The sequence below is a fragment of the Nocardia sp. NPDC019323 genome, from assembly GCF_044389845.1.
Taxonomy (GTDB): domain Bacteria; phylum Actinomycetota; class Actinomycetes; order Mycobacteriales; family Mycobacteriaceae; genus Nocardia; species Nocardia implantans.
On the sequence record NZ_JBIRYN010000007.1, the window covers coordinates 229,300 to 255,815 of the forward strand.

General features: G+C 66.7%; 23 protein-coding genes, 1 tRNA gene and 3 pseudogenes. 11 read left to right on the plus strand and 16 right to left on the minus strand.

The window, feature by feature from the left end:
- Positions 1-19: 19 nt before the first annotated feature.
- The 4 genes from ACH49X_RS25160 to ACH49X_RS25175 all read right to left on the minus strand — a co-directional run bounded on the left by ACH49X_RS25160 (position 20) and on the right by ACH49X_RS25175 (position 3,290).
- Positions 20-370, minus strand: a complete 351-nt coding sequence (locus ACH49X_RS25160) for a hypothetical protein (RefSeq protein WP_195081595.1) — start codon at positions 368-370, stop codon at positions 20-22.
- A 71-nt stretch (positions 371-441) separates the two neighbouring features.
- Positions 442-846 carry an NYN domain-containing protein gene (locus ACH49X_RS25165; protein WP_357206383.1) on the minus strand — a complete coding sequence of 135 codons (405 nt, stop codon included), beginning with the start codon at positions 844-846 and terminating at the stop codon, positions 442-444.
- 4 nt (positions 847-850) lie between these two features.
- Positions 851-2,527 (minus strand): S8 family serine peptidase, encoded by a 1,677-nt coding sequence (locus ACH49X_RS25170; RefSeq protein WP_357206385.1) that lies wholly within the window; start codon positions 2,525-2,527, stop codon positions 851-853.
- Between the two features lie 568 nt (positions 2,528-3,095).
- Positions 3,096-3,290 (minus strand): hypothetical protein, encoded by a 195-nt coding sequence (locus ACH49X_RS25175; RefSeq protein WP_357206387.1) that lies wholly within the window; start codon positions 3,288-3,290, stop codon positions 3,096-3,098.
- Here ACH49X_RS25175 and ACH49X_RS25180 point away from each other — a divergent pair.
- Positions 3,277-4,536, plus strand: a complete 1,260-nt coding sequence (locus ACH49X_RS25180) for a KasA/KasB family beta-ketoacyl-ACP synthase (protein WP_357106234.1) — start codon at positions 3,277-3,279, stop codon at positions 4,534-4,536. The two genes, ACH49X_RS25175 and ACH49X_RS25180, sit on opposite strands and share 14 nt — an antisense overlap.
- A gap of 22 nt (positions 4,537-4,558) precedes the next feature.
- On the opposite strand, the gene ACH49X_RS25185 is transcribed toward ACH49X_RS25180, so the two are convergent.
- The 3 genes from ACH49X_RS25185 to ACH49X_RS25195 form a co-directional block, all read right to left on the minus strand.
- Positions 4,559-4,960, minus strand: coding sequence for a metalloregulator ArsR/SmtB family transcription factor (locus tag ACH49X_RS25185; RefSeq protein ID WP_357206389.1), 402 nt, complete (start codon positions 4,958-4,960; stop codon positions 4,559-4,561).
- Entirely contained in the window at positions 4,960-5,616 is a 657-nt protein-coding gene (locus ACH49X_RS25190) for an SRPBCC family protein (RefSeq protein ID WP_195081590.1), read from the minus strand. The genes ACH49X_RS25185 and ACH49X_RS25190 overlap by 1 nt, the downstream gene beginning before the upstream one ends.
- A 76-nt stretch (positions 5,617-5,692) precedes the next feature.
- On the minus strand, positions 5,693-6,232 hold the full coding sequence (locus ACH49X_RS25195) for a TetR/AcrR family transcriptional regulator (RefSeq protein WP_357206391.1): 540 nt from the start codon (positions 6,230-6,232) through the stop codon (positions 5,693-5,695).
- 280 nt (positions 6,233-6,512) lie between these two features.
- Here ACH49X_RS25195 and ACH49X_RS25200 point away from each other — a divergent pair, with 280 nt between their 5' ends.
- Positions 6,513-7,724, plus strand: coding sequence for a lipase family protein (locus tag ACH49X_RS25200; protein WP_323124305.1), 1,212 nt, complete (start codon positions 6,513-6,515; stop codon positions 7,722-7,724).
- 552 nt (positions 7,725-8,276) lie between these two features.
- The gene (locus tag ACH49X_RS25205) at positions 8,277-9,515 is read left to right on the plus strand and encodes an alkane 1-monooxygenase (protein ID WP_195081587.1); all 1,239 of its coding nucleotides are present in this window, start codon (positions 8,277-8,279) and stop codon (positions 9,513-9,515) included.
- Positions 9,516-9,536: 21 nt separating this feature from the next.
- Here ACH49X_RS25205 and ACH49X_RS25210 read toward each other — a convergent pair whose 3' ends face one another.
- The gene (locus ACH49X_RS25210) at positions 9,537-10,448 is read right to left on the minus strand and encodes a class I SAM-dependent methyltransferase (RefSeq protein ID WP_195081586.1); all 912 of its coding nucleotides are present in this window, start codon (positions 10,446-10,448) and stop codon (positions 9,537-9,539) included.
- Positions 10,449-10,580: 132 nt separating this feature from the next.
- Between ACH49X_RS25210 and ACH49X_RS25215 the strand changes: the two are divergent.
- Positions 10,581-11,294 (plus strand): annotated as a pseudogene (locus ACH49X_RS25215) (amidohydrolase family protein); the annotation flags it as partial.
- Positions 11,295-11,344: 50 nt separating this feature from the next.
- Here ACH49X_RS25215 and ACH49X_RS25220 read toward each other — a convergent pair.
- From ACH49X_RS25220 to ACH49X_RS25230, 3 genes are all read right to left on the minus strand, one after another.
- Complete coding sequence (locus ACH49X_RS25220) at positions 11,345-12,169, minus strand: MBL fold metallo-hydrolase (protein ID WP_195081585.1); 825 nt, start codon at positions 12,167-12,169, stop codon at positions 11,345-11,347.
- A gap of 158 nt (positions 12,170-12,327) precedes the next feature.
- Complete coding sequence (locus ACH49X_RS25225; protein ID WP_195081584.1) at positions 12,328-13,116, minus strand: oxidoreductase; 789 nt, start codon at positions 13,114-13,116, stop codon at positions 12,328-12,330.
- A 73-nt stretch (positions 13,117-13,189) separates the two neighbouring features.
- Positions 13,190-13,765, minus strand: coding sequence for a TetR/AcrR family transcriptional regulator (locus ACH49X_RS25230; protein WP_195081583.1), 576 nt, complete (start codon positions 13,763-13,765; stop codon positions 13,190-13,192).
- Between the two features lie 313 nt (positions 13,766-14,078).
- Here ACH49X_RS25230 and ACH49X_RS25235 point away from each other — a divergent pair, with 313 nt between their 5' ends.
- The 4 genes from ACH49X_RS25235 to ACH49X_RS25250 all read left to right on the plus strand — a co-directional run bounded on the left by ACH49X_RS25235 (position 14,079) and on the right by ACH49X_RS25250 (position 16,802).
- Positions 14,079-14,807, plus strand: coding sequence for a GNAT family N-acetyltransferase (locus tag ACH49X_RS25235; RefSeq protein ID WP_195081582.1), 729 nt, complete (start codon positions 14,079-14,081; stop codon positions 14,805-14,807).
- 411 nt (positions 14,808-15,218) lie between these two features.
- Complete coding sequence (locus ACH49X_RS25240; RefSeq protein WP_323124304.1) at positions 15,219-15,839, plus strand: TetR family transcriptional regulator; 621 nt, start codon at positions 15,219-15,221, stop codon at positions 15,837-15,839.
- Complete coding sequence (locus ACH49X_RS25245; protein ID WP_195081581.1) at positions 15,836-16,639, plus strand: SDR family oxidoreductase; 804 nt, start codon at positions 15,836-15,838, stop codon at positions 16,637-16,639. The genes ACH49X_RS25240 and ACH49X_RS25245 overlap by 4 nt, the downstream gene beginning before the upstream one ends.
- Before the next feature lie 89 nt (positions 16,640-16,728).
- Positions 16,729-16,802, plus strand: a tRNA-Pro gene (locus ACH49X_RS25250).
- Positions 16,803-16,844: 42 nt separating this feature from the next.
- Here the strand turns inward: ACH49X_RS25250 and ACH49X_RS25255 are convergent.
- Positions 16,845-17,195, minus strand: a complete 351-nt coding sequence (locus ACH49X_RS25255; protein ID WP_357206393.1) for a hypothetical protein — start codon at positions 17,193-17,195, stop codon at positions 16,845-16,847.
- Positions 17,196-17,254: 59 nt separating this feature from the next.
- Here ACH49X_RS25255 and ACH49X_RS25260 point away from each other — a divergent pair, with 59 nt between their 5' ends.
- Positions 17,255-18,091, plus strand: a complete 837-nt coding sequence (locus ACH49X_RS25260; protein ID WP_357206395.1) for a sigma-70 family RNA polymerase sigma factor — start codon at positions 17,255-17,257, stop codon at positions 18,089-18,091.
- Between the two features lie 5 nt (positions 18,092-18,096).
- Positions 18,097-18,891, plus strand: a complete 795-nt coding sequence (locus tag ACH49X_RS25265) for a PP2C family serine/threonine-protein phosphatase (protein ID WP_357206397.1) — start codon at positions 18,097-18,099, stop codon at positions 18,889-18,891.
- A gap of 289 nt (positions 18,892-19,180) precedes the next feature.
- Here the strand turns inward: ACH49X_RS25265 and ACH49X_RS25270 are convergent.
- Positions 19,181-20,321 (minus strand): annotated as a pseudogene (locus ACH49X_RS25270) (IS3 family transposase).
- A 661-nt stretch (positions 20,322-20,982) separates the two neighbouring features.
- Between ACH49X_RS25270 and ACH49X_RS25275 the strand changes: the two are divergent.
- Positions 20,983-21,546: a hypothetical protein gene (locus tag ACH49X_RS25275; RefSeq protein ID WP_357206398.1), complete on the plus strand. Its 564-nt coding sequence runs from the start codon at positions 20,983-20,985 to the stop codon at positions 21,544-21,546.
- Positions 21,547-21,662: 116 nt separating this feature from the next.
- Here ACH49X_RS25275 and ACH49X_RS25280 read toward each other — a convergent pair.
- The 3 genes and pseudogenes from ACH49X_RS25280 to ACH49X_RS25290 form a co-directional block, all read right to left on the minus strand.
- A pseudogene (locus tag ACH49X_RS25280) lies at positions 21,663-22,772 on the minus strand (IS3 family transposase).
- 250 nt (positions 22,773-23,022) lie between these two features.
- Positions 23,023-23,547, minus strand: coding sequence for a hypothetical protein (locus tag ACH49X_RS25285; protein ID WP_357206400.1), 525 nt, complete (start codon positions 23,545-23,547; stop codon positions 23,023-23,025).
- 903 nt (positions 23,548-24,450) lie between these two features.
- Positions 24,451-26,145, minus strand: coding sequence for a TerD family protein (locus ACH49X_RS25290; protein WP_357206401.1), 1,695 nt, complete (start codon positions 26,143-26,145; stop codon positions 24,451-24,453).
- Positions 26,146-26,516 lie beyond the last annotated feature (371 nt).

A 26,516-nucleotide genomic window follows, 5' to 3' on the forward strand; every position in this document is an offset into this window, starting at 1 on the left:
CGCGCGTCACGGGTGCCGTTCAGTACGGCGGACGCTCGGCAGAGCGCAAACCGACGGTCGTCGCCGAGGTCAGCGCGACGGCCAGGCAGCGCAACTCGCCGGGAATCAGGAGCGATCTGATCGCGCCCTGGAAACATTCGAGCACCGCGCCGTCGGACCACCGCACGTCGTAGCGGTACCAGCACCGACCGGCGCCGCCGGCGCGCTGAACGTCCCGCTCGACCCGGACGGCCAGTTCGGCGAGCGCCGCGCGAACCTGACTCGGCTCGCCGGTGCTGGCGATCTTCCACCACGGCCGGTTGAAGTAACCTGGCTCGGAGATCTCGACCAGGTAGAGCAACGGCATCCCCACGACGTCGGAGGCGGTCATACCGCTCAGACTGCAGCAAAACGGACTGGACGGATGGGTGAAACGCCGGGCGTCACCAAGGCGATATCGACTCACGAGTCGAGGCGGTCGAGCAGCCGGCGCGGACCGACCACCTGCGCACCGAAAGCCGCGACACGTTCCCGCAGTCCTCGGTCGGCCGTCACCACCGTGATCGGACGGCCGCCGTCCTGTGCGCGAGCCGCAGCCACCACATCGACGATGGCGTCGTCCCCCGAACCGTCCGCCCGCACCACCCGCAGGCAGCCCGCATCCGGATTCTCCGCATCGACCGCGGCCTTCGCCGCTCCCTCGAGCACCACGATCACCTCGGTGCGTTCGGCCAGCCGCTCCGCCAGCCCGGTCAGCCGTTCGAGCAAACGCCGAGCGGCGCCGGAGCGGTCGCGCCACCATCCGTCGGGTCGTGACCCGATGACGTTCGCGGCGTCCACCACGATCAGCTGGGCACCGTCCGTCATCGCCTCAGTCCCCTCCCCCGGCGAGCACCGCGCCGGCAGCGGACTCTGCCGCCGCAGGCCGCGCCGCCCGCACGGCGGCGAGAGCGTTGATCCTGCCGTACCCGTACTTGTCGCTGTGCCCGTCGGCCCCGTAGCCGCCGTCCTGCGGATCGATCCGGTCGCAGGCGTCTTTCAGCAGGTCCTTCACCTCGCTGCAGGTCAGGTCCGGATTCACCGACAGCATCAGTGCTACTGTCCCGGCCACGCCCGGGCAGGCGCTGGACGTGCCGCCGAAGTCGTTGGTGTAGTCGCCCGCCGCATCGCCCGACGCCGTCGTGCCGCGGTTGTAGCCGGCCGCGCCGTGCCGATCCACCGTCCAGATCCCAGGCGTCAGCGGGTCGGGATGCCCGAAGGGGCGGTGCCCGATGTCGCTGCTGGGGAACGCGCACCAGACCGCTTTCCCGAAATCGCTGTACACACTGCGCTTACCGGTGTCGTTGCAGGCCGCGACGGCGATGACCTCGGCGAAACTCGCGTAGCCGTCGTTGTCGACGGACTCGTTGCCGTTGCCCGCCGCGAACACCACCACGCAGCCCTTGCCGCCGCGGCCGCTGGCGACGGCGTGCTCGATCGCCAATCTGGTGCTCGCGGGCAGCGCCACGACCCGGTTGTGCACCGGATCGCCAGGCTGGAACCAGGCGCCGTCTGCCGGACCCCAACTGCACGAGATGACGTCCGCGCCGTGATCGGCTGCCCACACGAAAGCGTCCGCCTCGGCCTGCGAACCGAGCCCTGAGGCGAGCCGGATCGGCATCAGAGCGGCTTCCGGCGCCACTCCGGACGCCCCGGCGGTGCCGTTGGCGCACGCCACGCCCGCGCACGCGGTGCCGTGATTGTCACCGTTGTCGGGTCCGGTGCCGAAGGTGTCCTTCGGGCGCGGATCACCGGTCTTCGCCGTGACATCGCGCGGGGCGACGATCTTCGCCGCGCCGGCGAATTCGGGATGGTCGATGTCGACGCCGTCATCGATGATCGCGATCGTCACCCCGGCTCCGCGGGTGATGGCGTGGGCGGCTTCCACTGCGGCATGCGCGTCGATCGTGACACCGCCGATGGTGGTCTTCTTCAGATGCCACTGCTGGGGAAAGATGGTCTTCTTGGCGCTGCTGCGGATCAGTTCGGGATGGCAGTACTCGATGTCGTCGCGATTCAGCAGCGAGTTGGCGATGTCGAACACCTGCTGCCCGGTGCCCTCGGGCGCCGCCGTGAAATAGGCGTTGGTGGCGTACGAAAGCTTCTGGTTCACAGTCAGATTCGCCGCGCCCAGCACGGCGAGGCAATGTTCGTGATCGACGCGGTCGACGAACTTCACGAAGATGTTCTCCGTATAGAGCACCGGCTCCCCGGTACCGGGATCCACCAGGACGTGTCCGGCGAACCGCACCTCCGGCGCGGCGTCGAGCACCGGCTTGCGCTGCTGCACCGACCTCGAACCCGCGGGCAGCCGGTAGACCTCCACCCCCGCCTCCGGGTAGGCCTGCACCAGTGTCGCGTCGTCGAGTTCGGCGCCCAGCGGCGTGCGCACCGACCCCGATTGCCGCCGGATCCCGCGTCCGCTGCGCGTGCGCACCACGATCAGATCGGGGCTCTGTGCCAGCTCGAAACCGGGATCGTCCTTCGTACCGAAATTCGCGGTAGGCATCGAGATCTCCTTCGCCATGGGGGCCGGAGCACCAACTATGAACCAAAACTTCTGTGAAACACGGATTTACGGAGCAGCGCGCCCGTGTCGGCCGATCGACATCGGCCATGATCTTCGGCGCGTTCCTGTTCGGCGTCGTCTTCCCCTGGCGGCTGCGCGGCCGTCGGCAACGGCGCGCAACTGCTCAGCGGCATCTTCTGCCCGCGTTCTTCGTCACGTGGAACTCGGCGGACTCGACCGCGCCTGCATCGCCGAGTTCGCCGCGTTCATGCTCGCCGCACTCGCGGAAGGCTCAGCGGCAGTTTTGTGGCGGCTCGCTCGGGCGATCACCGACCGGACCGGCTCCGCGGCCCTGGCTGCGCTGATGAACACCCGAACCGGACAAGAGAGCCGCGCAGCGATTCCGCCGTTCGGGCCGAGACCACCCACCCCGCCCCGCTCTCTCGCCCCGCGGTGGTCGGCCTTGCGACGCGATCGGAGCACCGGTCCACGGCGGCAGTGTTTCGTAGGACACATAGCCGGGCATCACCACAGTCTGCGCATGACATAGAGCCTTGGCCGGCCACCGTCACAACGACAACTCTGGAACCGACGTCGGCGCCGTCGGCGAGACCGCGCACACCTCGAGCCGGTAGTTGGGGTCGGATCCGAACACATCGATCGGTATCACCGCGTCCAGGACAACTTCATCGGGAATGGCCACGGTGATCCCGAAGCAGCCGAGCCGACAAACCGAAAGAAGGAGTTCGATGTCCGATTTCACGAACTTCTCCACCAGCAACGGAGGGTTGCGCAGCGTGGTCGTGACCGCTGTCGAGATGTCGACCGCGGTCGGCGCCGACACCGACGCGACATGGAAAGGACTGCTCGCCGGGGAGACCGGGATCGCCAAGGTCAAGGACCCCGAGTTCGAGCGTTTCCGGGTTCCGGTCGACATCGCCGGTCAGTTCGAACTCGATCCCACCGAGGAACTCGATCGCCTCCAGAAGCGGCGCATGTCCTACATCCAGCAGGTCGCCTACGTCATGGGTAACCGGATCTGGGACACCGCAGGCCGTCCTGAGGTCGATCCCGACCGGCTCGGCGTCTGCATCGGCACCGGCCTCGGCGGCGCCGACACGCTGATCGAGTCGAACGATCAACTACGCGAAGCGGGTTACCGCAAGGTGTCGCCCTTCGCGGTGCCGATGGTCATGCCGAACGGTCCCGCCGCGGTGGTCGGGTTGGAACTCGGCGCGCGTGCCAGCGTGGTCACGCCGGTCTCGGCGTGCGCGTCGGGATGCGAGGCGCTGGTGCACGCGTGGCGCTCGATCATCTTGGGCGAGGCCGACATGGTGGTGGCGGGCGGGGTGGAAGGCCGCATCAACCCGCTGGCGGTGGCCGGATTCGCGATGATGCGGGCATTGAGCACACGCATCGATGAGCCGGAGCGCGCGTCGCGTCCGTTCGACCGGGATCGCGACGGGTTCGTCTTCGGCGAAGCCGCCGCGCTGTTCGTACTCGAATCCGAAGACCACGCCCGCGCCCGCGGCGCGACACCACTGGCACGGCTGATGGGCGCGGGCCTGACCGCTGACGGTCATCACATGGTTCTGCCGCATCCGGATGGTGCGGGCAACATCCGGGCGATGCGCCGTGCGCTGGAAACGGCGGGCGTGAGCGGTAAGGACATCGACCACGTCAACGCCCACGCGACATCCACCTCGTTCGGCGACCTGGCCGAAGCAAGAGGGATCCGCGCGGCGGTAGGCGACCATCCCTCGGTCTACGCGCCCAAATCCGCGCTGGGGCATTCCGTCGGCGCGGTCGGCGCGGTCGAAGCCGCCCTCACCGTGCTCAGCGTGCGCGACGGGGTGGTGCCGCCCACCCTCAACCTCGACAACCAGGATCCCGAGATCGACCTCGACATCGTCCACGGCAGCGCACGCACCCAGAACATCGAGTACGCGCTGAACAACTCCTACGGATTCGGCGGCCACAACGCAGCCGTCGTCTTCGGCCGCTGCTGAGCATTTCGGGTGCGCCCGCCACTCACGCGTGGCGTGCTCGCCTGCCGGAATCCGCGTCGCCGGTTCGGCCGGACCCGCGGCGCGCTCGTTGGCCTCGGGCGACCTCCGTCGCGAGGGCGTCGAGCGGTTGCGCGAACTGGCGCAGCGGGTCCGCCAACGCGGTCAGCCAGGCCCTCGCGGCATCGACGCCTGCCGGATCGAGGGCATAGATCCGTCGCGTGCCCTCGGCGCGAACCCGCACCAGCCCGGCGTCTCGCAGCACCTTGAGGTGCTGGGAGACGCCGGGCTGCGAGATCGGCGTGCGCTGTTGTACGGCGGCGACCAGCGCGCCGGCCTGCTGCTCGTCGGCGGCCACCAGTTCGAGGATGAACCGGCGGACCGGGTCGCCGAGCGCCTCGAAGATCTTCGCCGGGGACGGATCCATCAGGCCGGAGAGCCGTCCTCGGGGGTGACCGTATAGAAGTCGATGGTCCGCTGCGCCGCCGCGTTCGCCTCGGCGGGGTCGTCGCCGTCACCGGCGGCTGCCTCCGCCCAGCCCAGAGCCGCCGTCCGGACGAACGTCAGCCCCTCCGGCGTGGTCGGGAAGGCGAGCCCCTCGGCCGTGTCCACCGCGTCTCCGCTGGACACGTGCAGCCCGAGACCCATCAGGGCCAGATCCCAACCGACGCCCACCGCCCCCGGACCGTACTGCGTCCAGAACTCGGGATCGACCGGCGCCTCGTGCCGCAACTCCAGCTCGGTGCCGTCCGCGGTGGGTGTGAGCAGCACTGTCACCCAGGAGATCTGCGGTCCCATCTCCCAGGTCACCGCGAACCGCTCCGGCGCGTCGCACTGTTCGACGACACCGTTGGCGTTGCCTTCCAGCTGATAGCGGCCGCCGACCCGCAGATCGCCGCTGATCGGCAGGAACCAGCGCGGAATCCGCTCGGCATCGGTGAGCGCGTGCCACAGGTCCGCGCGATCGGTCGGGTAGCCCCGGCGCGCGACGGCGATCCGGGTGGGGACCCCGTCGCGCGATCCGGTGCGGACTTCGCGAGTCACGAGACCGGCGATGGCGGCGGGATCGGTGAGCAGCACCATGACATCCTCCTTTATAAGTTTCAGGTTATATTAGCGCGCCGCGGCGGGACCGCAAGACCGACGCGCCGCCGCCCGGTCAGGCGTCCGGGGACAACCCCGCGATAGCGCGCAGCGCGGAGATCATTCCCGTGACCGGGATGCCGGGATCGATCGACCGGAACAGGCCCAGCCCCACACCGAGGGCCAGCACGGCGACAGCGGCTTCGGCCTGTGGCATCGGGGTGTCCACATCGTCCGTGGCACGCAGGGCGGCTGCGACCATGCCCACGATGCCGTCGAGCCGCTTCGCCAACTCGGCACGCAGGTGCTCGTCGCGCCGCGCGTGCACGCCGAACTCCAATTCCAACTGCGTCCAGTTGGGCTCGCCGATCACCCGCTCGGCCCATTCCGTCATCCGTTTCAGCCGCTGCGCGGCCGTCGGCGCGGCGACGATCGCGGCGACCTCCGCGGCTCGCTCACCGTGAATTTCGTCGAGCACCGCCAGACACAAGTCGTCTTTGGTGCGGAAGTTCGAATACACCGCGCCTTTGGTGAAACCGGCGACTTTCGCGACCTTGTCCAAGGTCGTGGCCTGATAACCGTCCTCGAGAAAAAGCCGCTTGGCGGTCGCGATCAAAACGGCTCTGGTCCGCGCCTGGCTCTGCGCTCGCGTCGGCCGCGAACGCCCTGCCCCCGCCTGCGGCCGACACTCACCGCTATTCCCGGACAATCTCCACCCCTTACAGATACTCTCAGTATCCGATTCTAGATGCCAGGGGTATCCCAATCGCAGGAAGGATCGCATCGTGAGGAGCCGAATACTCAGACTGGCCACAGCTTTGACGGGAACCCTCCTCGTGGCCGGGGGTGGGGCGGTCGCAGCCCCACACGCATGGACGGAACCGGCTGCGGAAACCGTGGCCGACGACGCTTTCTACATTCCGCCCCCGGCACCGGCGGGGGCGCCGGGCTCCATCATCCGCACCGAAGGGTCGCGGCTGGCGATCTCGGTCCCCGGGCAGCCCGGGCAGATTCCCGCGACGTCGACGCGCATCATGTACACCAGCAGCGATACCCACGGTGCGCGCACGGCGGTGACCGGGACATATCTGGAACCGTCCCAGCCGTGGACCGGCCCCGGCCCCCGGCCGCTGGTCGCCTACGCGGTCGGCACGAAGGGGCAAGGCGATCAGTGCGCGCCGTCGAAACTGCTGGCGCAATTCATTCAATACCAGCCGCCATTCGACGTGATCGTCGAATACGACGTGCTGGCGCTGTACACACTGCTGGCCCGCGGCATGGCCGTGATGGTGACCGATTACCACGGTCTGGGCACACCGGATGTGCACGACTATCTCAACCGTAAATCCCAGGCCTACGCGCTGCTCGACTCCGCGCGCGCGGCGCTGCAATTGCCGGGCACCAGCCTCAATCCCGGCTCGCCCGTCATCCTGTACGGATACTCCCAGGGCGGTATGGCCTCCGCGGGCGCGGCCGAACTGCAGCCGAGCTACGCCCCCGATCTCAACGTGCGGGGCGCCTACGTCGGCGGGCCGGTCGTGGACGACGAATACTTCATCGCCTTCAACGACGGGCGGGCCGCACTCGGACCGGCCTTCGCGTGGATTCTCAACGGCATCGCCGCCAATTATCCCGAGACCCAGCCGGTGCTCGACGCCGAACTCAACGACACCGGCAAGGCGATCCTGCGCGAATCGCTGGACAAGTGCGCCGTGCCGCTCGGACTTGCCCAGCAATTCCCGAACACCTCGCAGTGGACCACCAGCGGGGAACCGCTCAACGTGGTGATCGATCGATCCCCGGTGTTGAAGGCGGCGTTCAACGACCAGCGGGTCGGCACGCTCACCCCCGCGGTGCCCGTCCTCATCGCCTCGAACCAGTTCGACGAGGGCGCGCCGTACGTGCCCGTCCACGAACTGGCCGCCGGATGGTGCGGCGGGGGCGCGCCGGTGATGCTGAACGCGAATGCCGAGCTGCCCAGCGTCATCACCGGGTTGCGGGTCACCCACGTACTGACGTTCTTCCCGTCACTGGGCGCCTCGCAGCAGTGGATGACCGACCGGCTCGCCGACCAGCCCGCACCGTCCAACTGCGGGGCGCTGCCCTGATTTGCGCGAGCACGATCGTTCGGATACCGTCGGTATCCGACTCGGAGGCCCGGCACAGCGCCTCACGCGGCGGTTCCGCTCGCAGTGCCGTGAACTCCATGCACGATGGTCGGCCGCGGCTGGGTTTCACGACCGAGCCGCGGCCGACCTGCCTGCCAGGGAAGGCCCGGCGGCCACGCGGCAGGCGAGTTCCGCCCCCACGATCTCCCGCCGCCTCGGCTCCTGACGCCGATTCGTGTTCGCGGGAGATGCGCTGCTCCACCGTTCCTGGTCTCGGTCGAATTCGGTACAGAAAGGTTCGAATGTCGGAGTTGGCTCACCCCCGCCGACCTGAGCCATTCAGGTGCGCACAGCGGTGATACTCCGACACCCGGCACGAACCACCCCGTCCCCGGCCCGCCTTCACTCGCGGCAGATTGCCCGCTCAGGCAACGGTTTCCGCGGTTCTACAACACCCAGCGAACTTCCAGTTATCCTGGATTGGCGCGCATGGTTCAGGTGTTGTCCGCAGTCGGAACTGTCAGTTGAGTGTCGTCCTCACGGATCGGCGAAATGACTATGACGATCTTCGAGCACACGCGAGCCCGCGACCCCAAGCGCTACCTCTGGATTCTGGGCCTGATCGCCCCCGGTTGCGCACTACTGCCCTCGACGCTGGTGGCGCACACCGGACTGGAAGTGTTCTGGTGGATCGGCCCCATCATCGTGCTGGTGGTCATCCCCCTGCTGGATTGGGTCATCGGCGACGACGGCAGCAATCCTCGCGAGGAAGATTACGAGGCGCTGTCCAACGATCGTTACTACCGGTGGTGCACCTTTCTGTTCCTGCCGATGCAATTCATCGGCCTGCTCATCGCCGGCTACCTGTGGGCCAGCCACGAGCTGAGCCTGGCCGACAAGCTCGGCCTCGCGGTCACCCTCGGGTTCGTCTCCGGCATCGGCATCAACGCCGCGCACGAGCTCGGCCACCGCGCCGAACATCTGGAACGGTGGCTGGCCAAGATCGCGCTCGCGCAGTCCGGATACGGGCACTTCTTCGTCGAGCACAATCGCGGCCACCACGTTCGCGTGGCCACGCCCGACGACCCGGCCAGCGCCCGGTTCGGCGAATCGTTGTGGCAATTCCTGCCGCGCACCATGCTGGGCGGATTCCGGTCGGCGCTGGCACTGGAACGCACGCGGCTGGCCCGCAACGGCAAACGCTGGTTCAGCCCGGGCAACCATCTGCTGCAGGCATGGGCGATGAGCGCGGCGCTGTTCGGCGGGTTGATCGTGGTCTTCGGACCCGTCATCACGCCGTACCTCGCCCTGCAAGCACTCATCGGCGCGGGCCTGCTGGAAACCGTCAACTACGTCGAGCACTACGGACTGCTGCGCGACCGCCGCCCCGACGGCCGTTACGCCCGCTGCTCACCCCGCGACAGCTGGAACAGCGACCGCCTGGTCACCAATATCTTCCTGTTCCACCTCCAGCGCCACAGCGATCACCACGCCAACCCGGGCCGTCGCTACCAGACCCTGCGCAGCTGCGAAGTGGCGCCCCAGCTGCCCGCGGGCTACGCGACCATGGTCGTGCTCGCGGCGATCCCCCCGCTGTGGCGCGCGGTCATGGACCCCCGCGTCCTGGCCCACTACAACGGCGACATGACGCTGATCAACCTCAAGCCGCGCAGGCGCAAGCTGGCGCTGCCCATCCGGCATCCGCGTGCGGACGTGCGATGGACAGCCGACTCCGGCATGAGCCCGCCGGCCGGCGACGACGACCTGTTCCCCACCGAGGCCAATCGTTGACCCGGCCGCCCGAGTACCCGTTCAGCGCGGCGGGGACGGGTACCGGGCGTCGGGCTTGAGACAGGTGAACTGCATGACGTCGGTATGCCCGCGGCGGAAGTAGTCGGCGGAACCGGTCAGATACCGGATGTAGGCGTTGTAGGTGTCGCGCCCGGCGATTTCGATCGCCCGATCCCGGTTCTCGTGGAGCGCGTCGGCCCAGCAGTCCAGCGTCGTGGTGTAGTGCGGCCCCAGCGCCTGGACGTCGGCGACGGTGAATCCGGCGTCCTCGGCGTATTCGGTGACCCCTTTGGGGTGGTGACCGGTCGGCAGCGGAAGCTCCCCGCCGGGGAAGATGGTCTCCCGCAGAAAGCGCAGGAACGCGAAATCCTCGCTGGTGATCGGGGTACCGTGCGCCCGCAGATGTTCGCGGCTGTGGCTGACCACGGTCTGCAACAGCAGCACCCCGTCGGAGGGCATGATCCGATAGGCGAACTCGAAGAACTCCCCGTAGCGGTCCACCGGCAGGTGCTCCAGCGCTCCGATGCACACGATCCGGTCGGCTCGCCGGTCGAAATCCTCCCACCCCTGCACCCGCACCCCGCCGTAGGGGCGGCCGCGGATCAATCGGTCGACGAGCATGTCGCGCACGTACCGGTACTGGTTGCGACTGCGGGTCAACCCGATCGTGTGCACTCCGTAGGTGTCCATGGCGCGCAGCATGGTGGAGCCCCAGCCGCAACCCACGTCCAGCAGGGCCATCCCCGGTTGCAGATCGCATTTGGCCAAGGCCAGATCGATCTTCGCCGTCTGGGCTTTCTCCAGGGTGTCGTCGGGATGGGTCCAGAAGGCGCAACTGTAGGTACGAGTCGGGTCGAGGAAGAGCCCGAAGAACTCGTCCGGCAACTCTTCCCGGGAGAGCACCTCGCGATAGAGGGGGGCGTGAACACTCATGATGGCGGATCTTTCGCACGAACCAGCAGTGCTGTTCAGCGGAAGCCGCCGGGCGGCTCCCGGCCGGACGCGACCACGATGCGGACGCCCCGACCACGCGCTGCCGGCGAAGACGACCACACCGTCGATGACATGGTCGACCCAGGCCGACACCTTCACGCTACCTCGCCCCCTCCGGCCGCACCCGGGAACCAGGCATCTCAGCGAGTCCGAAGACGGCCGCCGCTCCCCCGGTCGCCAGGCCGCGGCCGCGCACTTCCCGAGTGGAGCCCCGAAGCGGCGCGTGCGTCGATGACGCGAGCCGGGATCGCTTCGGCGGTGCTGTCGGTCTCCACGCCCGGCACCACTTTCCTATCCGATCCGGCACAAGCGGCCGAACTCGCGCGGGCGGTCAACGACTACAGCGCCGCGCTCGCGCACGCCGAACCCGGACGCTTCGGGTTCTTCGCCACCCTCCCCATGCCCGACACAGCTGCGGTCGCCGCCGAGGCCCGGCGATCCCTCGACGACCAGCACGCCGACGGCGTCGTGCTGCTCGCCAACGCACCGGGGAGCTATCTGGGCGAGCTAGGGCAGGACGAACTCTTCGACGTGCTGAACCAGCGATCAGCCGTCGCGTTCGTCCACCCGGCGGGCCTGCCCGCGCCCGCCGTCCCAGGTGTCGCGCCGTTCGCCGCGGATTTCCTGCTCGACACCACCCGGGCGGCGTACCTGCTCGTGCGCGACGGCATCCGGCGGCGGTATCCCGACATCCGCTTCGTTCTCGCCCACGCGGGCGGGTTCGTCCCCTACGCCGCGCACCGGATGGAGCCGGCCATCTTCGACGACACCGGCCGCAGCCCTGCAGGTCGGGCTCGCACCGCTGCCTGGGGTAGCAGCGCGCACGGCGCTCCGGGTCAACCGCGGAGTCGCTCGAACTCCGTGGCGCAATGCGCGGAGAAGACCGTGACCGCGTCGCCGTTGTCGCGGACGAGTTCACGCAGCCGTTGCTGGTTGTCGATCCGAGCCCGCCGCCGAGTGTCCACGTACCACTGGAAGATCAGCGTGCCCACCGGCATCGACGGCTTGGCAAGCATCTGCCCGTGATAGGTGTATGCGTCACCGGCGTGCAACAGCCAGCCGTCTCCGGTGTCGACCGCGACACCGACATGACCGCGGGTGTGTCCCGCCAGCGGAACCATGAGTATTTCCGGGGGCAGCCCCCGCAATTCGCGCACCGCCCGGAAACCGAACCAGCGTTCCGCGTCGCTGTCGGTCTCGTCGTACACCGCCCACTCTGGGCCGTGCTCGAATTGCACCGGCCGGTACCGCAACTTCTCGCGCCGGCCGAACGGCCCCGCGACGGCGTCCAACTCCGCTCGGTGCACATGCACGGTGGCCCACGGGAAATCGGCGAGGCCGCCGGCGTGATCGAGGTCGAGGTGCGTGACGACGATGTCCCGGACATCCTCGCGAGCGAAGCCGAGCGCCTCGATCTGCCGCGCGATCGGCCGGTCGAGCACCGGATCGGATTGCCGGATGAGTTGGCGCCCCACCCAGTCATCCGGCCGGACCAGTGCCTGCTCGCCGTACCCCGTATCGATCAGGGCCAGTCCGCCGGAGTGCTCGATCAACAAACAATGAGATGCCCCGGCGGCCTTACGCCGGAACCCCGGCCTGCCGTCGAACAAACGGCCTCCGAAAGGACGTGTTCCCCCGGCATCCAGATGATGGACACGCACCAGTCCGCTCCTATCCGCGCGTTCCGGCCAGCCAGGCTACACGCTGAGGCCTGCGGACGCGACAGACGCCGAGTGCGCTTGTGATGCGAAGTGCGCGAACGCATTCGACTCGATTCGCGGCGCGGCGGGAGCGGGAAGCACTCCCGCCGCTGGCGTCGTCAGGCGATCTTCAAGGTGCCACCGTCGATGACGTAATCCGCACCGACGATATTGGCGGCTTTCGGCGAGGCGAGGAAGGCGACGAGAGCGGCGACCTCCTCGGGTTCGCTGATCCGGCCGGAGGCGATACCGAATTGCTCGGGCACGGACGCGAGCAGTTCCTGCTGCGAAACCCCTTGTGCCGAAGCGAACTTGGCGCCGACGCCGTCCGGCCCGCGCCACAGCGGCGTGCCGACCACGCCGGGAGAGACGGTGTTGACCCGCACTCCGCGCGGCCCGAACTCCTCGCTGAGCCGCTTGGTGAGCGCGGTCAACGCGGCCTTGGCCTCGCTGTAGCCGACCGGGCCCGCGGCGGGAAGATGCTTGTTGATCGAAGAGATGGTGACGATCGAGCCGCGCCGCTGCAGCAGACTGGGCAGGGCCGCACGGGTGACCCAGATCGCGCTGAACAGATTCAGATCGAACAGCTCGCGCCACTGCTCGTCCTCGACGTCGAGGAAGCCGCCGAGCTCCAGGCGCGCGGCGTTCACCGCGCCGACATTGTTGATCAAGATATCGATGCCGCCCAGCTCGTCGAGCGCGGCGTCGATCAACCGGGTCGCCCCCTCGGCGGTGGCGAGGTCGGCCGAGACGGCCGCGACGCTGGCCTTTTCGAGTTCGGGAGTGATGGTGCGCGCGGCGCCGACCACACGGACGCCTTCAGCGGTCAGAGCCTCGGCCACCGCGAGCCCGATGCCGCGACCGGCACCGGTGACGACGGCGGTCTTGCCGGACAGTTCGAGATCCATACTGGAACCTTTCTTTCTTGAACTACAGGTCAATAATTGACGCAGCAAGCGGGGCGACGGCGGACATCGGAACTCAGAGGCCGGTCAGCGCGGTTTCGATGATGCGATGCAGCGTCGGCGCGTCGTAGGTCTTGGCCATCACCCGCAAGCCGACGATGGTGTTCATCAAGAATTCGGCCGCCGCCCTGGCATCGGTGCCTGCGCGCACGTCACCGTCGCGCCGTCCCTGATCGATCCGGGTCTCCAACGCCGCGATCACACGGTCCTGCATGGCGCGGACCGCGCCGGTGATCTCCGCGTCGTGTCCGCCCAGTTCCATAGCGGTGTTCACCGCCAGGCAGCCGCGCCGAACCGGCTGGGCGAGATCGGAATCGACCAGGCCGCCCAGGAAGGCGGCGACACACTCGCGGGTGGAGCCAGGGCGGGACAGGAGGTCGGCGGCCAGCTCGGCGCCCAGCTGGTCGTAGCGACGCAGAGCCAAGTCGAACAAAGCGCGTTTGCTGCCGAACGTGTGGTACAGACTGCCTTTTCCGATGCCGGTGGCCTCGGCCAACTGCGCGGGCGAGGTGTTGGCGTACCCGTGCGTCCAAAACGCCTCCATGGCGCGCTCCACCACCGTGTCCGGGTCGAAGTTGCGCGGCCTGCCCATGACCCGAACCGTAATCGTTCTAGACCTGGAGGTCAAGAAATCGAGCGATCCACGGTCGGCGCACTCGGCCCGGCGGTGCTGTTGTGCTTCGCGGCCTCGGCTTCGGCGACCGCGGCGGCGTTCGCGCGCTCCTTCCGCACCGGCGCCGAGCCGCGGCGGACCGGCGCGTCGAAGGTTCGATGACCCCGCCGCTCGGCCCGGCCGCCCCATCACGACGGTCGACGCATCCGAATCGCGTTGAGCGCAACCATGTCCCGCGATCGTGTGCCTCGCTAACGTTCTCTCGTCGGACGCTGTTGTGGAGGAGTGCGCGGTGACCACTGAGTCGATCGTCGACGTCGAGCTGCACCCGCTCGACGACCCGGTGCGGGCGTCGCTGCGTGGCGAGCACCGCAGGTTCGCCGGCTGGGTAGGCCGGATCGGCCGCTACGACCCGCAGGTCGCCAGGTTCGTCGGCCACCCGCCGGTGCTGGACGAACGAGACTGGGCCGATCTGGCCACCCTCCTCGGTCCGGGCGGCAGCACCTCGTTGCGCGGCCACGGCCACGTGCCGCCCGACGGCTGGACGGTCCTGCGCGAAATGGACTCGGTGCAGATGGACGGCACCGCGCTGCGCGTCGCCCACGACCCGGAACTGGACGTGCTCACCGCGGCCGACGTACCGGAGATCCTCGAGCTGATCGCTCGCACCCAACCAGGCCCATACGCGCCGCGGACCATCGAAATGGGCACCTATCTGGGGCTTCGAATCGACGGCAAACTGGTGGCGATGGCCGGAGAGCGGCTGCACCCGCCGGGCTGGACCGAGATCAGCGCCGTGTGCACCGACGCCGGATTCCGTGGCCGCGGCTTCGCCACGCGGCTGGTCCGCGCGGTCGGCGCGCGCATCCGCGCTCGCGGTGAGACACCCTTCCTGCACGCTGCCGCGGCGAACACGTCGGCGATCCGTTTGTACGAGACGCTGGGCTTCACGTTGCGCAAACGTTCGAAGTCGACGGTCGTGCAGGCGCCTGCGCCGTCGCCCCGGGGCGGCATCCTTTGACGCGAGACGTCGACTGACGGACATTTCACTAGCAGGCGCTTCGTCATCCGGGCGAAACGCTCGGCAGCGAGTCGTACGCAGATCGCAGCTGTCGCAGGTTGTTCGCGGTGCGGACGCGACGCCAAGGCAATCGTTCGCGGCGCCGGTCCGCACACTCGCCCTGCCCAGTCGCTCGCCATGGCCAGAGCGGCGCTCGACCAACTGCTGCTGGACGCCCTACCGGAGATCCGGCTGGTGGTACCGCCGACGAACCGAACTGCCTTCCGTGCACCGGCGGCGTCTGCGCCCGGCTTTCGTTTCACGCCGACGGCGGGTGTGTTACCGCACCGCACATGCACCCCCGCCGCCGACGTATCATCCGTACATCTAAAACAATTAGCCATATGTAAAATAACTGCATAGTCTGGGCGCGTGGCGACCCACCGCACCCCCGATCCCGCGCACCGTGTCCGCGACGCCGAACGCACCAAACGCTGCCTGCTCGAGGCCGCCATGGAGGAGTTCGCCGCCAAGGGCTACGCCGGTGCTCGGGTGAGCGACATCGCCCAGCGAGCCGGTGTCAACAAGCAGCTGATCACCTACTACTTCGGCGGCAAGGAAGGCCTTTACCGGGCGCTTCAGGCGAATTGGCTGGAGCGCGAGGCCGGTCTGAGCGATCCGGAGCTGCCGTTGGCGGAGGTGGTCACGAACTATCTGCGCGACGGGTTGCGCGACCCGCGCGGCATCCGCCTGCTCATGTGGCGGGGATTGTCCGACGCCGCCCCCACCGGCACGCACCCGATCTCGGGGACCGACATCGCCGTGACCAGGCGCCGTCAAGAACGCGGCGAGGTCGCCGCCGACCTCGACCCGGCCGCGTTCCAGCTCGCGGTGATGGGGATGGTCATCGCCCCGCTGCTGCTACCGGTCCAGGTGCGCGACCTGTTCGGGGTGGAGGCTCGGTCCGCCGAGTTCGAGCAGCGCTACGGCGAGCAATTGCGCCGCATTCTCGCCCATCTCACCGATTCCCGTTCCGAAGGAGAAACCTCATGACCTACCTCGTCACCGGCGTGCGCGGCATCGTCGGCCGCACCGTCCTCGATCAATTGCGCGCGGCCGGAAAACCGGTGCGGGCGGCCAGCTCCCGCCCCGCCGAGACCACAGTGCCCGACGATGTCGAACTCGTCGGACTCGACCTGACCGACCGGGAGTCGGTCACCGCCGCCCTCACGGGTGTGGACAAGGTCTTCTGCTACGCCGCCGCCGATGGCATCGGCAACTTCATCGACGCCGCCGAGGCCGCAGGGGTCGCCCACGTCGTGCTGCTGTCCTCCATCGCGGCGGACAACGACAAGAACCCCATCGGCGCAAGGCATCTCGCGGTGGAGAATCCGCTGCGCGCATCCGGCCTGCCGCTGACCGTCCTGCGGCCGGGCGCGTTCGCCGCCAACGCCCGCACCTGGTTTCCCTCCATCAAAGCCGAGCGCGTCGTCCGCGTCCCCTTCCCCGACCTGCAGCTGACCCCCATCCACGAAGCCGACATCGCCGACGCGGCCATCGCCGCACTCGACGACCCATCCCACGCGGGCAAGACCTACCCCCTCACCGGCCCCGAATCCCTGTCCCACCACCAACAGGTCGCTGCCATCGCCGCCGCCCTCGGCGAGCCGGTCGAGCTGATCGAACTGAGTTACGAGGAAGCCGCCGAGGTCTACTACCGCCCGGTCCTCGACATGTGGGCGAAGGCAGGCTCGGAACCGAGCCCGGTCGGCCCCACTTCCGAACCGATCACCGGCACCCCCGCCCGCACCTTCGCCCAATGGGCGGTAGACCACGTGGACGACTACCGCTGACCCACCCCTCCAACCCCGTGTGACCAGGCGATTAGCACCCCTCCAGCCTCGTGCGGTAATCTCTTCGAGCGCCCGCACAGCGGACGCAACGGGCTGTGGCGCAGTTTGGTAGCGCACTTGACTGGGGGTCAAGTGGTCGCAGGTTCAAATCCTGTCAGCCCGACAGACGAGAAAGCCCCTCTGACCAGCGTCGGAGGGGCTTTCCTCATTCGCCGACCACCCGCAGAGCGGGACCAGAACGGGACCGCAGGTGCTCGGAGAGCTTGTCACCGGCCCCGGTGATCTCCCGCCGGTCAGGGTGGAGATACCGTTCGGTGGTCCGGCTGTCGGCGTGTCCGGGCCTGCTCGCCTTGCCTCCCGCCCGGTCCATGATCGTCGCCTTCCACAGGCGCTTACCCGAGCCGTTGCCCTCCCGGTCGTAGTCGACCGCCTGACGCTTCGGCGCGTTGCGGTCCTCGCTGAACTCGGTCTGCGCCTCGATGTCCCCGAGCAGCAGCACGCCCTTCGGGAACACGGAACGGAAGTCGGTCGGAATCCACATGTCTTTCAAAGCCATTGCTCAATCTCCTCTGTTGGTAGTAGCTCGACTCGTTTACACCCTCTAAACTCGCACTCGTGGCTACCCCTGATGACTTCGACCAGGTGCGGAACGATCCGGATCCCATCCGGCGTGGACAGAGGGCGACCGATCTCATGACCGTCTACCAACAGCGCGCCACGGAACTTGCTCGGTTGCGCAAGGCGGCTATTGAGGAAGCACATCGCGAGCGGGGGATGAGCTACACCGAGATCGCGGAGCTACTCGGGCTCACCAAAGGCCGCATCAGCCAGATTCGGACCACCGCGCCGAAGCCCGAGCGCGCGTTCTTCGGTGTCGGTCCTGTAGCAGTGGGAATCCCTCGTCGCTTCGGCTTCGAAGAAGGACGCGAACGCCCCTTCTTCGACGCCTCCGACCAGGCGACACAGGAGGCAGTCGAAGCGACTCTGACGCGGCTGTCGTTGGCATCGAGTCGATTCGCCATCGATCCAGACACCGATGACGTGCCGGAAGGTGACACGGTGGTCATCTGTGGCCCCAAGTCCGCACCTGTTGCGCGCCGACTCCTGGAGGGCGATCCTCTGCTCGACTTTGAGCGCACAGAAGACGGTTGGTGGATCACCGACGCGCACACTGGTACGCGCCACCAATCACCCTTCCGCCGAGACGGAACCACCCGCACCGACATCGGTTACTTCTCGCGCCGAGCCGACGAAGACCGGGTAATCATCCACATCGCTGGCATCACCAGCGTCGGATCGCTCGGTGTCGCGCACTGGCTCGATCACAACCTCGCGACCCTGTTCACCCCGTCCCTTCAATTCGTCTGCGGGGTTGTCGAAGCGGACTTCGACGCAAACTTCGCTATCACCGGCAGCCGCCTCATCGTCGGTCCCTACCGCCCCGAAGGCTGACAGTCATGCAGGTCGCCGCCGCCCAACACCCCGCCCAATCCGGCGATGATCGAATCGTCACCACCGACGATTCAGTCGCCGTCCTTGACGGGGCCTCATGCTTCGCGGCCGGTGGCATGCCCGCCGCGACGTACGTAGACACACTCAGCGAGGAGTTAGCTCACTACCTTCGGAGCGAGAACCGCGACTTGCCGTCTGTCCTGTCACGCGCGATCGCGGCCACAACAGATCGACTCGACTTGCGCCCTGGCTCCGCTCCCTCAAGCACTGTCGCAATGCTTCGAATCAACCAGGAAACAGTTGAGACCCTGGTTCTCGGAGATTCGACCGCCGTCGTAGGAACGCCAGAAGGCACGTATGACGTCGTAGTCGATGACCGTCTCGCGCAGCTCGACTTACCCGAATCCAGGCTCTACCGGAGTCGCCTGGAGGCAGGTGCAGGATACGACGCCGAGCACCGCGCCATCCTCGCGGAACTACAGCGAAAGGAACGGCTCAACCGCAACCGCGATGGCGGCTACTGGATCGCCGAGGCCGATCCCCGCGCGGCGACTCACGCACTTATTGCAAGCTACCCACGATCGCAGGTCAGTTGGATCGCCCTCGCCACCGATGGAGCGGCTGACATGCTTGCGCCACTTGGTGTTACGTGGCTTGACGTTGCATGCCTTGATTCACTCGGGCTGGCCGCAGTTCTTGCCCGCGCCCACCGCTGGGAAGCAGACGACGACCCGCACGGCCAACAGCGACCACGCGCGAAGCGCCACGACGACAAGACGGTCGCCGTGGTTCACCTCTAACTGGCTTTGCCCCGTGCTTGTGCGACTTGTTGCCGAATTTCGCCATACAGGATCAAGAGCGCCCTGGCGGCGCTTCGCGCCGCCGCCGCGCTGCGACGCGCAGCGCGGTTCCCTGATGGGCGGTCACCGCCGGCGCGTCGGCGCGTCGGCGACACTCGGCCGCCGGGGCGCAGTGAGCCTCTCTGACCACTTTCCGAACACCCTCACAGTGCTGGGCACGACGAGAGCCGTTGGCCAGTCCCCGATAACGCGACCACCCGGTAGTAGAGCCCGGGTTGTTTCGTCGGTTTCAATCGATCCCACAGCCCACCGGATGGTGGGTGTGGGTGCAGGCCGCAGCGTACTCGGCCGGTGTCGGGTAGCCCAGCGCTGAGTGCCGGTGCCGTAGGTTGTGGTCGGTTTTGAAGTCACCGATCACCACGCGGGCCTCGAGCAGACTCGTCCAGTGGTTGCGGTTGAGGCATTCGGTGCGCAGTCTGCGGTTGAACGATTCGATGTAGCCGTTGTTCCAGGGCGTGCCGGGCGGAATATAGGTGATCCCGACCCGGTCGGCGCAGAACCGTTGCCGCTGCTGGAATCATCTCCGGACCGTTGTCACACCGCAGCACCCGCGGCGTACCCCCGCAGGGCGAACACCCGGGCGAGTTCGGTGACGAGTTTCTCGCCGGTGATGGAGCGTTCCACCAGGTGCAGCAGCGACTCGCGGGTGTGTTCATCGACCATCGAGGCGATCTTCACCGCCCGACCATCGACGGTGGAGTCGAACTGGAAATCCCACGCCCACACCGTCATCGGTGCGTCCGCGGCGACCGCCGGCACCGACGAGGAACCGAGACGTTTACGTCGATGATGCACTCTCACCTGCAGGCCCTCCTGCTTCCACAACCGATGCACCCGTTTGCGGTTGACCCGGTGGCCTTCGTCGAACCGCAACGCCGCCCACGCCCGACGGAACCCGTGACAAGGGTTCTTTCGAGCGTATTCGCGCAGCCAGGCCCTGGCGCCGGCGTCGGGATCGTCCGGGGTCTGGTCGAGTGGCAGTCGCCGGAAGGTGGACCGATGGATCCCGACGACCTTGCAGGCGAACCGCTCGGACATGCCCTTGACCTGCAAGAGCATGCCCACCGCCCGCCCCTTGGCCGCCGGGTCTAGAAGTTTCCCCGAGCGATCTCCCGCAACGCGTCCTTCTCCAGCTCGGCATCGGCCAGAAGCCGCTTGAGCCTGGCGTTCTGCTCGCGCAGTTCCTTGAGCTCTTTGGCGGCGTCGGTGTCCATCCCGCCGTACTGGCGCCGCCAGTTATACAACGTGGCTGACGATACTTGCAGGTCAGCGGCGATTTCCTCACCCGAAGCACCCGCGGCGGCCAACTCGTCGGCCCGGCGCAGCTTCCGCACGATCTCCTCCGCGGAATGCCGCTTACGTCCAGCCATGGTTCTCAGTGTCCCTTCTGGCCCTCACCGGGGCCAACAGGACTCTAAATCCGGGCGGACTCATTCACCGGGGACAGGCCACCGTACCCGACTTACCTCCCCCAGCCGAGCACGAATCGGCCGGCACTCTGCCCGGTCGACCGGCTGTGGTCCCGTGGAGTTCCGGACACGTTCACGAGCAGGTCACCGCAGTCAGCCGAGCGGGGCGCCGCTGGTCGCCCTGTTCCTCTCCGGCTGTGGCGGTCTGACTGATCCGAGGGCTATCACGCCCCCAGCGGGCATCAAGAGCGCCTACGGCGTCACTCCGTGATGGCTGGCGCCACTCGTGACACCCACCGGAGCCGTGATCGAGACGCCCTCAGCCAGACCACCCCAACCGGAGAGGAACCGAGAAATGAACGTCACCGAGCCCACCACCTGCCAGCTTCGCGGATGCGACAACCCCGCCGCGCGGTCCCGTTCCTCTACAAGTACCCCACCCACGGCGAACAGCGGGGAATCCGGTGGCGCTACCACCAGTGCGACGCCCAGCACCGCCGCAACATCGAGACCATGGCCCGCTACCCGTACCGATACCGGAGGGGGCTTCGGCCCCCTTCGCTTGATGGCGACCTCACGGCATATCGAAACGAATTCGCCTGCGACGTGCCACGATTCCTACGTGGCACTTACGACGACTCCCGTAGGAACGCTGTCTCTAACTTCTAGCCAGCCGATTCGATACGAGGCGCTAACTCAGCCTCAAGCAACTGTCTACGCATCGCTCATCGCGGTCACTGCAGCCCTCATTGCGTTCTCGGGTGTAGCCCTAACCGCCTGGATCAGTCAGCGGCAGCACCGCGAGAAGGACCGGGCCGCCGTGCGTGACCGAAACTATAAACAAGCGGTCGACGCCCTCGTCGAAGCGCTGACAATCTCGGCCGAGACGTGGGAGGTGGTAGGTCGATTTGCGATCGACAAGATGGGAAAAACCCCTCCTGACAACGTGGTTCCCACACACGTGGAGTGCATCGCGGCCGTGAGCCGAATGAACACGGCGGAACTCAAACTTGAGCTACTGAGCCTCGACGAGGACCAGTTATACAGACAGTTGCGCAAGAAGTTCGTGAAGCTCCTAGATGCCGCGGACAAGGGCAAAATAGAGGAGATCGAGTTCGACAGTGCGTTCGAGCTTCGGAAGCGGCTGATCAACTCGTTCCGAGCATCACTAACCAGACTCGATTGACTCGGCTTCTTTTTCCCGCGTCCTCCGGCCGCGTGGCCCTGCTGTGCGGTGGCCTGCATTGTGCTCACGCGCCCTGACGGGACCCCGTTGATCGGTCCACCGTGAGTGTGAGTCGGTTATCGGTGGATGCAGGCAGCAGCGTAGCCCGCGGGGGTTTGATAGCCCAGGGCTGAGTGCCTGCGGTGGTGGTTGTAGTCGTCCTTCCAGTCGCTGATCACGACGCGGGCTTGGGTCAGCGACCAAAAGTTGTTGATGTTGAGGCATTCGTCGCGCAGTCGGCCGTTGAACGATTCGATGTAGCCGTTGCGCCAAGGCTGTCCGGGTGGGATGAACGCCAGGCCGACGCGTTCACCGGCCCAGTCCCGCATCGCCTGGCATGCCAGTTCCGGGCCGTTGTCGCTGCGCAGCGCGGCCGGGTATCCGCGGCCGGTGGCGATACGGTCGAGTTCGTCAATGAGCCGGTCGGCGGTGATGGAGCGTTCGACCAGCCCGCCCAGGCATTCGCGGGTGTGCTCATCGACGATGGACACGATCTTGACCGGACGGCCGTCGTCGGTGGCGTCGAACTGGAAATCGACTGCCCACACTCGATTCGGCGCGTCCGCGGTCACCGCCGTGACCGTCGAGTCACCGATTCGTTTACGGCGCCGTCGCTGCGGCACCCGTAGCCCTTCCTGCCGCCACAGGCGTTGGATCTTCTTGTGATTCACCGTCCAGCCCTCGCCGCGGGCGTCGTGGTAGGCGCGACGGAACCCTTGCCGTGGATGGTTGCGTGCCCAGTCACGCAACCATGCCCGCAACGGTGCATCCCGATCCGCGGGCTGCCGCGCCCGCAGGACGGCGCTGGGTACTGCGATGCTGCCCGGTCACCCGGCAGGCGAACCGTTCGCTGACGCCCATGAGGCGCATCAGATGCGCCACGGCCGCGCGCCGGCGTTCCGGGTCTAGAAGTTTCCCTTGGCGATCTCCTTCAACGCCGCCTTCTCCAACTCCGCTTCGGCCAAAAGCCGCTTGAGTGTGGTGTTCTCGCGTTCGAGGTCTTTCAACCGTTTGGCGTCGTCGGCTTTCAGTCCGCCGAACTGGTTACGCCACCGGTAGTAGGTGGCTTCGGTGATCTGCAACGCCCGGCACACATCCGCGACGTCCTTGCCCTCGCCGAGCAGCCGATCGGCCTCGGTCAACTTGCGCACGACCTGCTCAGGGGTGTGCCTCTTCCTCGTGGTCATCGCCATCGAGCCTTCCCGCCCACAACGTGGGCCGCAAGACCCACACAGTCGATGGACCGACCTCACGGGGTCAGGTCAACCCCTCCAGCGTCAAGAGCGCCTCCGGCGTCCCTACGGGATGGCTATCGCCACTCTTGACCCCGGAGCCTCTACGCGCGAAAGGCAGGCCGATAAGGGGCAGGCGCAGCCAGCCCGCCTCTGGGTGCAACCCACCACACATCAGGGCCACCACTGGGCCCTCCAAGCAGCGTCAGACTGCTGGCCAGCCCTGGAAATCGGTCTGGTAGTCCAGGCCGAGATCCATGCGCACAGACCAATGATCAGCCAGCTCCATGCTGGTCTCGCAGGCCCAGGCAGCACACCCAGCGCCGAAGCACTTGTTCGGATACCACGGCGACCCGATCTGCTGCTGGTTCTCGACGAACTTCGGATGCTTTTTCAGCATCTGCTCAATGCGATGGACGTTTTGACCTTGCCACTCGGGCTTGAAGTGCACCAGAGAGTTGCGGAGGTCGATCAGGTCGCTTGCACTCCAGTACGGATCGTTTGCCTCATCCATCCGTGGCTTTCCTAGCAGGTTGAGGGCCTGCTGATACTTCTGGAGCGCTGACTTGAACTCATTGACAGGTTTGCCATCCTTGGTCTTGCGCCACCAGGACGCCAGAGTCGCGATGTCAGAATCCGAGAACCCGCGAACGAAGTATGTCGGCTGCCCCGGTTTGGAGTCTGCGGCGTCCGCAAACAGCTGATTGACCAGCGCCTCCAGGAAGAACACCGAGAACACTACAGCCCGTAATGGCGAGCGTCCGGTGCTCTATGTCACCGTTCACATGACCGTTCGCCACTAGCTCGCGCTCACGTTCCGCGCAGCGCTTGGCAGCATTACGCGCCGTCCACAAGTGGTGAGTAGCCAGGTTGTGCCGCGACTCGACAACACCAGTAAAGACCGCAGCGACGCGAAGGCCGCCGTAGCCTGAGCGGCGGCGTCCTTTATCTCATCCGGCATTGCAGCCCCCCTCTGAGCCCATGCCCCCTGCGTGACCCAGCCGATGGGAATCATCGGCCAACAACGGTCAATCACGGCGACGCGTCTCCTTGTAGACAGAGATGAAAAATTCCCTCGACCTGCTGTTATGCCGAGGGATCGAGTGGTCCCAGCTGGGATCGAACCAGCGACCTTCCGCGTGTGAGGCAGGGAAGTAGGGACCTGTTGCTGGACTCAGCCTGGCACTGCGTCCGCGGTGACATCCATAGCGACACCTGAACCGACAAGCGCAGTTGCGGACAACACGGCCTTGAAGTTGCGAGAACTGATCATCCCCATCACCTTCCCTCCTGTGCGACCGACCCGAAATCGGGCCGCCAAACGCGGGACAAGGTAGAGCATCACAGCCAACGCGAACATGGGCAGTGCCAGAACCGGGCTAACCCGGCTCAATCCAGCTACGGCACAGTGTAGCCCATTGGTCGCAACTCTGCCTTTGGGGCGGGCGCACACCGATGACACTGGGGTGACACAGTCACCCCATACCGAGCCGGACGAACGCGTACCGAACCGCCAGGTATCGCGACTACAGCATCCACCTAGATACCACGGAAACTGGCTCGAGGCTGCCTCCGGAGCAGTAGGCCAGCGGAACAGTCGGGAACCTCGTCCCGCCCCGATCGTCGCCAACTTCTACAACCGCGCTCCCTTTTCCAGATTGCACTGGCGGCAGAGAATCTGCAGATTATTCACGCTGGTGGCCCCGCCGCGGCTGAGTGGAATCACATGGTCGAACTCCAGGTAGTGGATGGCTCCACATTGGCAGCATTTGCCGCCGTCGCGTTGATACACCTCGGCCCTGACGTGCGGCGGGATCGAGCGGCTGTCGCGTTGCCCGGGTGCGAGGACCAAGCGTTTGGCGACACGCAGCGCGCCCTCGAGAACCGCGGCTACCCATTCGGGGTCGTGTACTTGATAGGTACCGCCACCGCAGGCGGTGGTCGCGGACACGATGACGTTGCCGTACTCGCTGGTGACCGACACGATCTTGGCCCACGGGAGTTCGCTGCCCGCGCCGGCACCGACGAACCGAACCTTCTTGTTGCTCGCGATGATTCGCCCCGGTGTGCGCTTGGGGCCGTTGGCTAGATACTTGACGTGCAAGGCGTCGACTTCGAGGTAGGTGAACTCGTCGGCTTCCAGGTGTACGCGCGGCGACTGCACCCGAGGCAGTTCCCCGGCCCGCACCTGCGTAAGGGATCGGCCGCGCAGCATCCGCCGACGGAGCTCGTCGATATGGCGCTGTGCGGCACCTAGGTTGGTCACTGCGCTCAGCGTGGCCACCGCACGTTCGAACTCGTCGAGTTCGCGTTCCTCGATCTGGCTGTCGGCGAACGCGAAAGTCACCACGCGCTCAAGGTATGCAATTGCCAACGGGGTCAACGCTTCCCTGCCGGTATCCGCATGCACCTGGTGGAACATCAGCGAAACCCAAAGCGTGTCCCACTCCGGCCCGTGAGGTCCGGTTGTGGCGAGTACCTGCGACGCTTGGGCGCGCCAGCCCTGCATGATCTGCCGAACATCATTCTCACACCAGCGGCACGGCCGAGTCCCACGAAACCGAGACTGCTGGACAGGACGTCCGCATCGTTCGCATACCCCTTGTCCAGCGGGAAATATCTGGCGACGGTCCTCGCTCCAGCCGTCTTGCCACCATCGGTACCAGCCAGGGCGGTCCGGGTCGGCATACCAGCCGGGTTGCATACTCGGCTGAGCGGAAGGCGCGCTTGCGGAGGCCATACCTGACGGACGGTCGTACTGCGCGGGCGCGACAGACGCCGCCAGCCCCGGAACGGGTGCGGGAGCCGGCGGCGGTTCGGGCTCGTCGTCGACCTGCACACCGAACTCCTCAGCGAGCCCACGCAGACCGCTGCTCCATCCCTGCACCACGCAGCGGTACTTCCACGCTCCGTTCCGTCGGTAGAACTCGCCCAGGACGATCGCGGTCACGGCTTCGGTCTGGTTGACGTCGAACGACAGAGACACATTTCCGCTGCCCTGCTCTCGTACGGATACGGCGAGTCCAGAGATATCGCGGAACGATCCTTCTTCAACCGATCCGGTGATCACGATCCGAGAGATCTCCGGCTCGACGTCGGCGAGTGCGACGGTCACATCCGCGCGAGCCGCCGCCCCCTCAGTGAGCGACACCGCTCCGGAGGCATGGCGGGGTGCGTTGTAGAACACGAAGTCTTTGTCGTCGCGGATTTTGCCCGTCTCGGTGACCAGGAGCGCCTGTGGATCCACCACACGTTCCGCGGACCAGGTGAGTGTGACGACCATTTCCGATGTGGGTACAGAGGCGTTGGCTCCCGGTGTCAGCTTCATATGTTCGCGCCTGTTATACCGGCGACTGATCTTGGCTCGACCACGAGACTCTCCTCCCACCCTGAACGCTGCCTCACCATATCGACCTGCTCACGGGACCGTTACAGGGTTTGCCCATGCCGTCAGGGGACCATGAATGGCGTCGCGGCTTTCTCCCAGGTTCGGCCGCCCAGCTTCGACAGCAGTGCCCACCTCGGTCCCTCCTAGAGCGGCGGACAGACAACCGTCCGCCGCCGCAATCGATCCGGAATCAGTCCGCAGTAACCCCCAAAACACCAGACACGTGCCAACGATTAAACCGCGCATTTCCGCTGATCAAGGCCAGATTTTCCACCATGCTCATCAGTCGCCCACAGCCACAAACATCGAGA